This is a genomic window from Streptomyces sp. NL15-2K, from assembly GCF_030551255.1.
In the GTDB taxonomy this organism is placed as follows: Bacteria; Actinomycetota; Actinomycetes; order Streptomycetales; family Streptomycetaceae; genus Streptomyces.
Genome location: NZ_CP130630.1, coordinates 4,385,178 through 4,396,492, shown reverse-complemented (window position 1 = coordinate 4,396,492; position 11,315 = coordinate 4,385,178). Strand labels below are relative to the sequence as shown.

General features: G+C 69.1%; 11 protein-coding genes, 1 tRNA gene and 1 pseudogene. 10 read left to right on the top strand and 3 right to left on the bottom strand.

The window, feature by feature from the left end:
• Positions 1-29: 29 nt before the first annotated feature.
• The gene (locus Q4V64_RS19610; RefSeq protein ID WP_124441844.1) at positions 30-563 is read left to right on the top strand and encodes an AAA family ATPase; all 534 of its coding nucleotides are present in this window, start codon (positions 30-32) and stop codon (positions 561-563) included.
• Positions 564-700: 137 nt separating this feature from the next.
• Positions 701-1,849, top strand: coding sequence for an SUKH-4 family immunity protein (locus Q4V64_RS19605; RefSeq protein WP_124441845.1), 1,149 nt, complete (start codon positions 701-703; stop codon positions 1,847-1,849).
• 46 nt (positions 1,850-1,895) lie between these two features.
• Here the strand turns inward: Q4V64_RS19605 and Q4V64_RS19600 are convergent, their stop codons facing one another.
• Entirely contained in the window at positions 1,896-2,315 is a 420-nt protein-coding gene (locus Q4V64_RS19600) for a MerR family transcriptional regulator (protein WP_124441846.1), read from the bottom strand.
• 53 nt (positions 2,316-2,368) lie between these two features.
• On the opposite strand from Q4V64_RS19600, the gene Q4V64_RS19595 reads away from it, so the two are divergent.
• From Q4V64_RS19595 to Q4V64_RS19585, 3 genes are all read left to right on the top strand, one after another.
• Positions 2,369-3,334, top strand: coding sequence for an oxidoreductase (locus tag Q4V64_RS19595; RefSeq protein WP_124441847.1), 966 nt, complete (start codon positions 2,369-2,371; stop codon positions 3,332-3,334).
• A 311-nt stretch (positions 3,335-3,645) separates the two neighbouring features.
• Positions 3,646-3,849 (top strand): VOC family protein, encoded by a 204-nt coding sequence (locus Q4V64_RS19590; protein WP_301184549.1) that lies wholly within the window; start codon positions 3,646-3,648, stop codon positions 3,847-3,849.
• Entirely contained in the window at positions 3,849-4,346 is a 498-nt protein-coding gene (locus Q4V64_RS19585) for a DinB family protein (RefSeq protein WP_124441849.1), read from the top strand. Before Q4V64_RS19590 ends, Q4V64_RS19585 begins: the two co-directional genes overlap by 1 nt.
• Positions 4,347-5,258: 912 nt before the next feature.
• On the opposite strand, the gene Q4V64_RS19580 is transcribed toward Q4V64_RS19585, so the two are convergent.
• Both Q4V64_RS19580 and Q4V64_RS19575 read right to left on the bottom strand, forming a co-directional pair.
• Positions 5,259-5,330 (bottom strand) — tRNA-Cys (locus Q4V64_RS19580).
• A 177-nt stretch (positions 5,331-5,507) separates the two neighbouring features.
• Positions 5,508-5,987: pseudogene (locus tag Q4V64_RS19575) on the bottom strand (HD domain-containing protein); the annotation flags it as partial.
• A gap of 293 nt (positions 5,988-6,280) precedes the next feature.
• Between Q4V64_RS19575 and Q4V64_RS19570 the strand changes: the two are divergent.
• From Q4V64_RS19570 to Q4V64_RS19550, 5 genes are all read left to right on the top strand, one after another.
• The gene (locus tag Q4V64_RS19570) at positions 6,281-7,744 is read left to right on the top strand and encodes an MFS transporter (RefSeq protein WP_124441850.1); all 1,464 of its coding nucleotides are present in this window, start codon (positions 6,281-6,283) and stop codon (positions 7,742-7,744) included.
• 32 nt (positions 7,745-7,776) lie between these two features.
• Entirely contained in the window at positions 7,777-7,974 is a 198-nt protein-coding gene (locus Q4V64_RS19565; protein ID WP_124441851.1) for a hypothetical protein, read from the top strand.
• Positions 7,974-8,342, top strand: a complete 369-nt coding sequence (locus tag Q4V64_RS19560) for a Fic family protein (protein ID WP_124441852.1) — start codon at positions 7,974-7,976, stop codon at positions 8,340-8,342. The genes Q4V64_RS19565 and Q4V64_RS19560 overlap by 1 nt, the downstream gene beginning before the upstream one ends.
• Positions 8,343-8,484: 142 nt before the next feature.
• Positions 8,485-10,275: a DEAD/DEAH box helicase gene (locus tag Q4V64_RS19555; RefSeq protein WP_124441853.1), complete on the top strand. Its 1,791-nt coding sequence runs from the start codon at positions 8,485-8,487 to the stop codon at positions 10,273-10,275.
• Between the two features lie 390 nt (positions 10,276-10,665).
• The gene (locus Q4V64_RS19550) at positions 10,666-11,307 is read left to right on the top strand and encodes a helix-turn-helix domain-containing protein (RefSeq protein WP_124441854.1); all 642 of its coding nucleotides are present in this window, start codon (positions 10,666-10,668) and stop codon (positions 11,305-11,307) included.
• The last annotated feature ends 8 nt before the right edge of the window (positions 11,308-11,315 follow it).

Sequence of the window (11,315 nt, the reverse complement as noted above, 5' to 3'; positions counted from 1 at the left end):
GACGGACCGGGTCTGATGGACGGGGTTTGATGGACGGAGTCGTCCTCGTCACCGGCGTGATGGCGGCCGGGAAGTCGACGGTGGCGCAGGCGCTGGCGGAGCGATTGCCTCGGGCGGCGCACGTCCGGGGGGACGTCTTCCGGCGGATGATCGTGTCGGGTCGGGAGGAATACCTTCCTGATGCCGTGCCCGATGGCGAGGCGGAGGCCCAACTCCGGCTGCGATACCGGCTGTCGGCGGCGACGGCGGACGCGTACGCGCGGGCGGGCTTCACGGCGGTCGTCCAGGACGTGGTGCTGGGCGACGACCTGGCGGCGTACGTCGACCTGGTCCGCGCGCGCCCGCTCCACGTCGTCGTGTTGGCGCCGAGCCCGAAGACCGTGGCCGCCCGCGAGGCGGGGCGGGCGAAGACCGGCTACGGAGCGTGGACGGTCGAGCGACTGGACGCGGACCTGCGGGCCGCGACCCCGCGCATCGGGCTGTGGCTGGACAACTCCGAGCTGACGGTGGCGCAGACGGTGGACGCGATCGTGTCGGGACGGGAACGGGCCCGGGTGTTCTGAGCGTCTCCTGGTCCGGGGGCGTTGTCAGTGCCGGCGCGTAGTGTTCTGGGCAGTGGGGGACGGCTGCCGGATCAGGTCGTTTGTCGGCCGGGCGTGCCCTGCGCGGGACTGTGAGAGAAGCACATTCGGGGGAGCCCATGAGCACGACCTACGCCGACACCACGGCGATCACCTTGACCGAGGACATCCTCGATCCGTACGTCACCCACGCGCCGACGCGCCGCTGGCTCACCGGCCCCGGACTCCCCGGCGACAGCGCCCTGTTCACCTTCGCGGAACTGCACCGGGAGGGCCTGCGGACGGTGGCGGACTCGGCGGGCGACCCGGACCGCCTGACCGCCGCACTGCACGACCAACTGGTGATCGGCGGCCTGGCGGACCTGGACGGACTGGAGCGGGAGACGATCCTCCTCGACGGCGCGACGGGCGAGCTCTCGACGACGTACTTCCTCCACGACCGCCCGGACCTCATGACCCGCGCCCCGCTGGCGCCGTCGCTGCACACGCTGGTGCGCTTCGCGACGGCGACGGACGAGCTGACGGATCTACGCGGCCAGTTCGCGTCCTACGCCGGCCGTTTCGGCCCGACGACGGTGGAGGAGGCGACACGGCAGCTCCTGTCGGTGTTCGAGGAGGGCATGGGCGGCGCCGAGGTCCCGACCTTCTGGAAGATCGCGGCCCTGATCCGCCCACTGGCCCTGGTCGCGGCCCCGGGCACGGAGTCCGGCCTCACCCTGGACCTCCCACCCCGCCTCCTGGACCACGAGTTCGGCCGGGGCAAGGTGATGCGCTTCGAGGACATCGACTTCCCCGCGACCCTCACACACGAGCCGACCCGCCGCTTCCTGAGCGAGACGGGCCTGCCCGAGGACGGCATCCTCTTCTCCCTGGACACGGACGTCCCCCTGCTGACCCTCGCCGAGAGCTACACCGACGCCCGGGTCCAGGACGTCCCGGCCCACGCCGACCGCCTCATCCGCCTCGGCTACCTGATCGAGGACAACAGCCTGGTGATCGACGGCACCACGGGCGAAATCCTGAACTGGAACGAGCCCGAGGCCAAGCTGCACCCCCTGAACACAGACATCTCCACGCTGGCCTTCACGCTCTGGCTCCTGCACCGCGAGAGAACGATCGACGACTCCCTGGCCCATGAACTGACCCACAATCTCTGCGCCCAGGTGGCCAAGACGCTGATCCAGGTCCTGTCGAAGGTCGACCCGACCGGAACCATGGCCGGAACCGACTGGCACTACTGGACGGAGCGGTTTCGGGATTCGGGATGAGGCGGGTGGGGTGTTCTGACGCCTCGTCCCGAGCCGGTCGGACGAATCAGCCAGACGGTGTGGGCGACCAGACCCCGGCGGCGGTCCCGTCGCGGACGTGCTTCTCGTAGGCGACGACCTTGCCGTGGATGACCTTCAGGTCGGCATTCAAGTCGGAGATCTTGGCCCGCACGGCCTGCTCGTGCTCCCGCAGCAGCGCGAGACGTTCCGCTTCGTTGCCCGGCCCCGACCGGACGAGCCGGGCGAACTCCTTCAGCATGGCGATGGGCATGCCCGAATCGCGGAGCCGGTTGCACAGCAGCAGCCAATCCACGTCCGCGGGTTCGTAGATCCGCTGCCCGCCGCTGGAACGCGGGATCGGGCGGAGGAAGAGACCCTCGCGTTCGAAGAACCGCAGAGCGTGCACGCTCAATCCGGTCGCTTCGGCGACCTCCCCGATCGACAGATCACCCTCATGCCTGCTCATCGCACCGACAGTACCTTGACCTAGAGCACGGTCTAGAACCTAGCGTCCCGGGCATGACGACGCAGCAACAACAGCAGCACCACACGTCCGGCACCGGATTCGGCGCCCACAGCACGGCGGACGACGTCCTCGCCGGGATCGACCTGTCGCACACCACCGCCCTGGTCACCGGCGGCTACTCCGGCCTCGGACTGGAGACCACGCTCGCCCTCACCCGGGCGGGAGCACACGTCATCGTCCCCGCGCGCAGGCCCGCCGCAGCGGAAGAGGCCCTGCGGGGCGTCACCGGGGCGGAGGTGCATGCCCTCGACCTGGCGGACCTGGAGAGCGTCCGGGCGTTCTCGGCCGACTTCCTGGACACCGGCCGCACCCTCGACCTCATCATCAACGGCGCGGGCATCATGGCCTGTCCGGAGACACGCGTAGGCCCGGGCTGGGAGGCCCACTTCGCGATCAACCACCTCGGCCACTTCGCTCTCACCAACCATCTCCGCCCGGCATTGGCGGAGGGGGCACGGGTGGTTTCGGTCGCCTCGTCAGGTCACTTCCTCTCCGACGTGCGCTGGAACGACCTCCACTTCCGCGACGGCTACGACCGGTGGCTGGCCTACGCACAGTCCAAGACCGCGAACGCCCTCTTCGCCGTACACCTCGACACGCTCGGCGCCGCCGGCGGGCTGCACGCCTTCGCGGTCCACCCGGGCAGCATCCTGACCCCACTGCAGCGCCACATCCCCCTCGACGAACAGTTGGCCCAGGGCTGGATCACCCCGGACGGCACGCCGGCAGCCGGGTTCAAGACCCCGGCCCAGGGCGCGGCGACGGCGGTATGGGCGGCGACCTCACCACTGCTCGACGGCCACGGTGGCGCCTACTGCCAGGACTGCGCCATCGCTGAACCCGCCCATACGGACGACATGCTCATCGGCGGGGTGAAGCCGTGGGCCGTCGACCGCGAGGCTGCGTCGCGACTGTGGCAGCTCTCCACTGAACTCACGGGGCTGGACCTGTTCACGTGACGGCGTTCATCCAGTCAACCAGGATCTTCCTGATCGGCTTCGGAGACAGCAGGCCGGAGCACACCCTGACCGAGGATCACTCAGACGCTCAGCCTTTTCTCTGACGGGTAGTCGCAGCCGGAGCAGCCAGCGGAACGTTCGCGAACGCCCTGGGCAGCGCCGTTTCAAGCTGCGGGTCTTCCAGCGCTACGGACCTTGCTGTCCCCCAGGGTCCCGGCACTCAGGCGGGTTGTCCCGGTTTACGGTGATCGGCAGGGCAGGAGAGGAGCCGTCTCCGCGGCGGACCCTGATTGTCACCGCTGCCGTATACGGTGTGGGCGTCCGCAAAATTCGCGGAGCCCGAGGCCGGAGCGCGCTTTCAGATCACGATCGAGGTGGAGGATGTGGATGCAGTGTGCGAGAAACTCGCGGAACGCGGGGTGAAGCTCCGCAACGGTCCCCAGGACCGGCCCTGGGGCATCCGGACCGCCTCCTTCGCCGACCCGTCGGGCCACGTCTGGGAGATCGCCAAGTAATGTCCAACACCGAGATGATGACGCTGCTGGGCTTCCTGAACGACAAGCGCAAGCACGTCCTGGGCACCCTCGAGGGTCTCGATGACGAAGCGCTTCGGCGCCCGGTGCTACCGTCCGGCTGGACCTGCCTGGGCCTCGTGCACCATCTCGCCCTGGACGACGAGAAGTTCTGGTTCCGCGCCGTCGCGGCGGGCGAGCGGGTCGCCATCGATGAGATCCTGGGCTCCGAGGACGACGCTTGGAAGCCTGCACCGGAGAAGTCAGCACAGGAGATTTTCGCCTTGTACCGCAAAGAGAGCGAGCTCTCCGACGCGATCCTCGCCGGCGCCGACCTGGACGCGCCCACGCCCTGGTGGCCGGACTTCTTCGACGGCTGGCGCTACGACAACATCCGCGAAGTCGTCCTGCACGTCATCACAGAGACCGCGACCCACGCCGGGCACCTCGACGCCGTCCGGGAGCTCATCGACGGAAAACAGCGGCTCGTCATCACCTGACCGCCCCCCCGGCTCCCGGGCGAGCCGCCTTGAAGTCGTGTGCGCAGGGAGGGAGTTCGCCCCCGGGCCCCGGCACTCAGGCGGGTTGTCCCGGTTTACGGTGATCGGCAGGGCAGGAGGGCGGGAAGCGAGCGGACACGGCCCCTTGTGGGCCATGGAAGTGTCGAAGCTTCACGATCTGCAAGGATGCCGTGTCCGTTCCTCCATCATCTCCCACGTCCGCTGCCATACCGTCAGCGGCCCCGCATCCGGGGCCAGACCGAGCCCGGGGCGAGGACGTCGCCGTGCTGCTGGCCGACGCGGTGCGGGCCGCCGACGTAGCGCGGCAGGTTGACGAAGCGCTTTCGAACTGGAGGCCTATGCCTGCATCCTGCCTTCATGGCTCAAGGCCTTGTGACGTTGGTGACCGCGGGCGTGAGGCTTGTCGGCGCGATCGGCGGTGCTGCCATCGGTGGCATCGCGGCTGCGCGGGGAAGCCGCATTGGAGCGGAGACGGCAGCACGAGCCACGGCCAAGCAGGTGCGCGACCAAGCTGTGATTGACCATGAACACTGGCTCCGTGGACAGCGATTGGAAGCATGTGGCGCGCTGCTCGCGGCGTATCACGAGTACGCCATCGCGGCGTCGAACGTGGCGAGAGCGACGAATGCGTCATGACCTGGTTGGATGCATCCCTCCGCACGGACGGTCCGGCGTGGGCTGCCGCGCAAGCCGAAGAAGAGAGGCTGCGTCATCAGTTCGGGGGTCTCCACGATGCTTTCTTGGAGGCAGCTAGCCTCTCTGTCTCTCATGGCCCGGCGGCTGATCGAGCAGGCGACGCGGCCAACTGAGACAGGAACTGAGACGGACGACAAAAAGGGCGGCACACTTTCCAGGGTGTCGCCCTTTCGTTTTGCCTGGTCAAGGAGCAAGAGGCCGTGGCGGGAATCGAACCCGCGTAACTCGCTTTGCAGGCGAGCCCCTCAACCACTCGGGCACACGGCCGTGTCGGTGGAGCGTGGTGCTGGGTGCTCCGTTCCGGACTTGGTGAAACGACCGTATGGCGAGGTGGGGAGGGGGCCCAAGGGAATCGCAGGTGCTGCAATGGGACTGCCACACGCCGTTCATGAAGGGACCGTTGCTATGGCTGTGCTCAGCTGGGCCGTTCGCCCATCACCGTGCGCGGCTGTTGTCGATCCAGCGCTGGGCCAGTTCGTAGCCCTGGGACTTGTACTCGATGCCCTGCAGCATGCACTCCAGCTTGTCCGCGTCGCGGGCGCAGATCGCTTCGGGGGACTCGCGGGCCTCGTACTCTGCGATCAGGTCCCGCACGGTGGAGGCGAGGGCCTCGGGCATGCCCGTCACCTGGTCGGCGGTGATGGCCTGGGGGTCGGCCTCGTCGGCGTACTTCTTGGCGAGGTGGTTGACGTCGCCGGTTCGGGTCTCCTGGGAGTCGTGCCAGACGGCCAGGAATGCGGCGCGGGCCGGGTCGGCGCCTTCCAATTTGGCGATGATCGAGGCGATCAGGGATGTGCGCCAGGCGTGCTCGGCCACGCTTTCGGGGTCGCGTACGCCAGCCATCCACCAGCCGGTGCGCTTGGACTGCTTGAGCGTTCCCGCTTCGTACAGGAAGCGTGCCACCTGGGCCAGTTCGTCGGCCACGCTCGGACTCCTCTCACGCCTCGGCGGTGGGGGTACCTCCCACGCCCTTGAGGCAGTGGGGGAGGATCGCATACCTGATGCCGTCCAGCTCGCGGCGTGCGCGTGTGGACAGCTCCCGGCTGTCCAACATCAACCGCTTGCCGAGGAGATGGAGGCATGAACGGCGTCACCCGGGACGGCCATACGGCGTTCGCAAAGGCGCGTGACCGGCTGTGGTCGTAAGACCAAGGTCCGAGCCCGAGGCCTCCTCCCGACAGGGGTCAAGCCGGGTTGTGCGCCTTACGCTGGCGTCCATGACCGCCCTGGAACCCGGTGACACCGGTGTCACCGACGCCGCTGCCCCGTCCGCCGCTCCCGAACGCGACGAGACCGTGTTGAGCGGTCCCTACCGGGCGCTGAGTGTCGGGATCGTCTCCGTCGTGCTGTTGATCGCGTTCGAGGCTACGGCGGTGGGGACGGCGATGCCGGTCGCGGCACGGGAGTTGGACGGGGTGTCGCTGTACGCGTTCGCGTTCTCGGGGTACTTCACGACGAGCCTGTTCGGGATGGTGCTCTCCGGGCAATGGTCGGATCGGCGGGGGCCGCTGGGGCCGTTGACCACGGGGATCGCCGCATTCGCGGCCGGGCTGCTGCTGTCCGGCACCGCCGGCGTGATGTGGCTGTTCATCCTCGGGCGAGCCGTACAGGGGCTCGGCGGTGGGCTGGTGATCGTCGCGTTGTACGTCGTCGTGGGGCGGGTGTATCCCGAGCGGTTGCGGCCGGCCATCATGGCGGCGTTCGCGGCGAGTTGGGTCGTGCCGTCGATCGTCGGTCCGCTCGCCTCGGGCGCGGTGACCGAGCATCTCGGCTGGCGGTGGGTGTTCGTCGGGATCCCGGTGCTTGTCGTCTTTCCGCTGGCGCTCGCGCTGCCGCAGATACGGCGGCGGGCGTCGGGGTCGGTGGACGCCGCCGCGGAAGGCGCCTCCTTCGACCGGCGTCGTATTCGGCTCGCCCTCGGTATCTCGCTCGGCGCGGGGCTGCTTCAGTACGCCGCCCAGGACCTGCGGTGGCTGTCGCTTCTCCCCGGTGTCGCGGGAGCCGCGCTGCTCGTACCGGCCGTGCTCGGGCTGCTGCCGCGCGGTACGTATCGGGCGGCGCGTGGGCTGCCGTCCGTGGTGCTGCTGCGTGGAGTGGCCGCGGGGTCCTTCATCGCGGCCGAGTCCTTCGTGCCGTTGATGCTGGTCACCCAACGGGGGTTGTCCCCGACGCTGGCCGGGCTCTCGCTCGCGGCGGGGGGAGGGACGTGGGCGCTGGGGTCGTGGGTGCAGTCGCGGCCGCGCGTGGAGCCGTACCGGGAACGTCTGATGACGCTGGGGATGGTGCTGGTGGCCGCCGCCATCGCCGCCGCGCCGAGCGTGCTGATCGACTCCGTGCCGGTCTGGACCCTCGCCGTCGCCTGGGCCTTCGGCTGCTTCGGAATGGGCCTGGTGATCTCCTCCACCAGCGTGCTGCTGCTCCATCTCTCCGCCCCGGAGGAGGCCGGCACCAACTCGGCGTCCCTCCAGATCTCCGACGGCCTGTCCAACGTCATCCTGCTGGCCGTGGGCGGCGCCGCGTTCGCCGCGCTGGGCGGCGGCACGGTGACGCACGTGGCGACGGAGGCGGCGAGCGGTGCCGGTTCCCATCCGGCGGCCTTCGCGGCGGTGTTCCTGCCGATGGCGGGGGTGGCGTTGGTGGGGGCTTGGGTGACTACGCGGTTGCGGGCGGAGCCCGGATGACACCGAGTGGTACCGGGCAGTACCATTGCGCCATGGCTGGACTGAACCTGCGATTTACGGACGAAGAGCTCGACGCCCTGCGTGAGCGTGCGGCGGCAGAGGGACGCAGCATGCAGGCGTTCGCGCACGACGCGGTGATCGCCGCCATAAACGAGCACTCGCGGCTTTTCAACGAGGCCGCTGAGCATGTGCTGAAGGCCAGCGCCGAGCTGAACAGGAGGCTCGCCTGATGCACTACCTCACTCTGCCCGAGCTGCTGAACCTCGCTCAGCGGCTCGGGGCGGACGAGGTGCGCGACTATGGCCTGCTGGACTCGGCTCTGGCGCGCCCCCAGTCGAGCGTGTTCGGGCAGGACGCTTATCCGGACGTGTGGCAGAAGGCCGCGGCGCTGATGGAGTCCTTGGCCCGCAATCGCGCTCTCGTCGACGGCAACAAGCGCCTCGCCTGGTACGCGACTTGGGTTTTCCTGCACATGAACGGGCACCCCTTGGACCCGGACTTCGACGTGGACGAGGCCGAGCAGTTCGTCCTGGATGTCTGTCAGGGTGCCCTGGACGTACCCAAGATCACGGCTCAGTTGCCGCGCTTCGCGCGCTGACGCGGCACCGTACGTTTGTCTGTGACGTGGATCCCACCCAGGGGCGACCCGGCCTTGTCCGCGCGTTGACAGCGTCGGGGCGCCGGTAGGGTGGCCCGGTTGTCGTACGTAGCCGAGCCGCCCGACCCCCGATCTGGAGACCGTGACTACCACCGCCGCCTCCTCCCATCATCTGTCTCCCGCCTTTCCCGGCCGCGCCCCCTGGGGCACCGCCAGCAAGCTGCGTGCCTGGCAGCAAGGGGCGATGGAGAAGTACGTCCAGGAGCAGCCGCGTGACTTTCTCGCCGTCGCCACGCCCGGCGCCGGGAAGACGACGTTCGCGCTGACGCTGGCGTCCTGGCTGCTGCACCATCACGTCGTGCAGCAGGTCACCGTCGTCGCCCCGACCGAGCACCTGAAGAAGCAGTGGGCCGAGGCGGCCGCGCGGATCGGGATCAAGCTGGACCCGGAGTACAGCGCGGGGCCGCTCGGCAAGGATTATCAGGGGGTCGCCGTTACGTACGCCGGTGTCGGCGTGCGGCCCATGCTGCATAGGAATCGGGTCGAGCAGCGTAAGACCCTTGTGATTCTTGATGAGATTCACCATGCCGGTGACAGCAAGTCGTGGGGCGAGGCCTGCCTCGAGGCCTTCGAACCCGCCACGCGACGGCTCGCGCTCACCGGTACGCCCTTCCGGTCCGACACCAACCCCATTCCCTTCGTGACGTACGAGGAAGGGAATGACGGGATTCGGCGGTCTGCCGCCGACTACACGTACGGGTACGGGTCCGCCCTGTCCGACGGGGTCGTCCGGCCGGTCATCTTCCTGAGTTACAGCGGCAACATGCGGTGGCGGACCAAGGCCGGTGACGAGATCGCCGCCCGGCTCGGCGAGCCCATGACCAAGGACGCCGTCTCGCAGGCGTGGCGTACCGCGCTCGACCCGCGCGGTGAGTGGATGCCCAGCGTGCTGCGCGCCGCCGACCAGCGGTTGACCGAGGTCAGGAAGGCCATCCCGGACGCCGGTGCGCTCGTCATCGCCTCCGATCAGGACTCCGCTCGGGCCTATGCCAAGCTCATCCGTGAGATCACGGGCAACAAGGCGACCCTCGTGCTGTCCGACGACGCCGGGGCGTCCGCGCGGATCGACGAGTTCAGCGGCGGCAACGACCGGTGGATGGTCGCCGTGCGGATGGTGTCCGAGGGCGTCGACGTGCCTCGGCTCGCGGTCGGGGTGTACGCCACCACCATCTCCACACCCCTGTTCTTCGCCCAGGCCGTCGGCCGTTTCGTACGGTCCCGGCGGCGCGGCGAGACCGCTTCCGTCTTCCTCCCCACCGTGCCCGACCTGCTCACCTTCGCCAACGAGATGGAGGTGGAACGGGACCACGCCCTCGACAAGCCGAAGAAGGAGGGCGAGGAGGACCCGTACGCCGAGTCCGAGAAGGAGATGGAGGAGGCGAACAAGGAGCAGGACGAGGACACCGGCGAGCAGGAGCAGTTCGCCTTCGAGGCGCTGGAGTCCGAGGCCGTCTTCGACCGGGTGCTGTACGACGGCGCCGAGTTCGGCATGCAGGCCCACCCGGGGAGTGAAGAGGAGCAGGACTACCTAGGGATTCCGGGGCTCCTCGAACCCGATCAGGTGCAGATGCTCCTCCAGAAGCGGCAGGCCCGGCAGATCGCGCACAGCCGGAAGAAGCCGGCCGAGGAAGCGGACCTCCTGGAGCTGCCCGCCGAGCGGCGGCCGGTCGTCTCGCACAAGGAGATGATGGAGCTCAGGAAGCAGCTCAACACGATGGTCGGTGCGTACGTCCATCAGAGCGGCAAGCCGCACGGGGTCATCCACACCGAGCTGCGGCGCGTGTGCGGCGGGCCGGCGAGCGCCGAGGCCACGGCCGGGCAGCTGCGGCAGCGGATCGCCAAGGTGCAGGAGTGGGCCACGCGGATGCGGTGACGCCGGGCGCTGTGCCTGAGCCGTTTTAGGAGGCATCTGTCCTAGGGGGCATCTGTCGTGCTTCGGCTGCGACGCAGCCCCGCGCCCCTTTCGAGGCGCTGCACGCGCCGTACGATTGTGGAGAATATGCGGACAAATGGAAACAGTTCGTACCGTGTAGTGCCCGGATTCTGGACGGAGCCTTCCGCTCAGCGAACCGCCTTCGCTACTGTCCCGCTACGCACACGCCCCGTGGCAGCGCCGCCGCGGAGCGCAGCCGTGAAGCGACGCGGTCCGGGCAAGCCGGGCCGCCAGCCGATCGGCGGCCTCTGAAGCGCGTCGCCGACGGGACTCGGTGGCGCATCCGCCGCGAGGGGGCCGTCGACCTCACCACTTGGAGGAGTGGGCGTCGTGACCGCGGAGACCTCTCAGACGCTCGACCGGGGACTGCGTGTCCTCAAGCTGCTGGCCGATACGGACCACGGGCTGACCGTCACCGAGCTTTCCAACAAACTGGGCGTGAACCGGACTGTCGTATACCGGTTGCTCGCCACCCTCGAACAGCACGCTCTCGTACGGCGTGACCTGGGCGGGCGTGCCCGCGTCGGACTCGGGGTGCTGCGCCTGGGCCGCCAGGTGCATCCGCTGGTACGTGAGGCGGCGCTGCCCGCCTTGCGGTCGCTGGCGGAGGACATCGGGGCGACGGCTCATCTGACATTGGTGGACGGCGCGGAGGCGCTGGCCGTGGCCGTGGTCGAGCCGACGTGGACGGACTACCACGTGGCCTACCGGGCCGGGTTCCGGCATCCGCTGGACCGGGGGGCCGCGGGGCGGGCGATCCTGGCGGCACGGCAGCAGGCCGTTTCGGACCCGGGGTACACGCTGACGCACGGGGAGTTGGAGGCGGGGGCCAGTGGGGCGGCGGCGCCGTTGCTGGGCGTGACCGGGGTCGAGGGCAGCGTGGGCGTCGTGATGTTGGCCGACGCGGTGCCGGAACGGGTGGGTCCGCGGGTGGTGGACGCGGCCCGGGAGGTGGCGGAGGCGTTGCGCTGAGGTTCGTA

Bases quoted from the DNA above. Each gene is read 5' to 3' on its own strand.
- Q4V64_RS19610 (WP_124441844.1), top strand. From the start codon at position 30: ATGGACGGAGTCGTCCTCGTCACCGGCGTGATGGCGGCCGGGAAGTCG.
- Q4V64_RS19605 (WP_124441845.1), top strand. From the start codon at position 701: ATGAGCACGACCTACGCCGACACCACGGCGATCACCTTGACCGAGGAC.
- Q4V64_RS19600 (WP_124441846.1), bottom strand. From the start codon at position 2,315: ATGAGCAGGCATGAGGGTGATCTGTCGATCGGGGAGGTCGCCGAAGCG.
- Q4V64_RS19595 (WP_124441847.1), top strand. From the start codon at position 2,369: ATGACGACGCAGCAACAACAGCAGCACCACACGTCCGGCACCGGATTC.
- Q4V64_RS19585 (WP_124441849.1), top strand. From the start codon at position 3,849: ATGTCCAACACCGAGATGATGACGCTGCTGGGCTTCCTGAACGACAAG.
- Q4V64_RS19570 (WP_124441850.1), top strand. From the start codon at position 6,281: ATGACCGCCCTGGAACCCGGTGACACCGGTGTCACCGACGCCGCTGCC.
- Q4V64_RS19565 (WP_124441851.1), top strand. From the start codon at position 7,777: ATGGCTGGACTGAACCTGCGATTTACGGACGAAGAGCTCGACGCCCTG.
- Q4V64_RS19560 (WP_124441852.1), top strand. From the start codon at position 7,974: ATGCACTACCTCACTCTGCCCGAGCTGCTGAACCTCGCTCAGCGGCTC.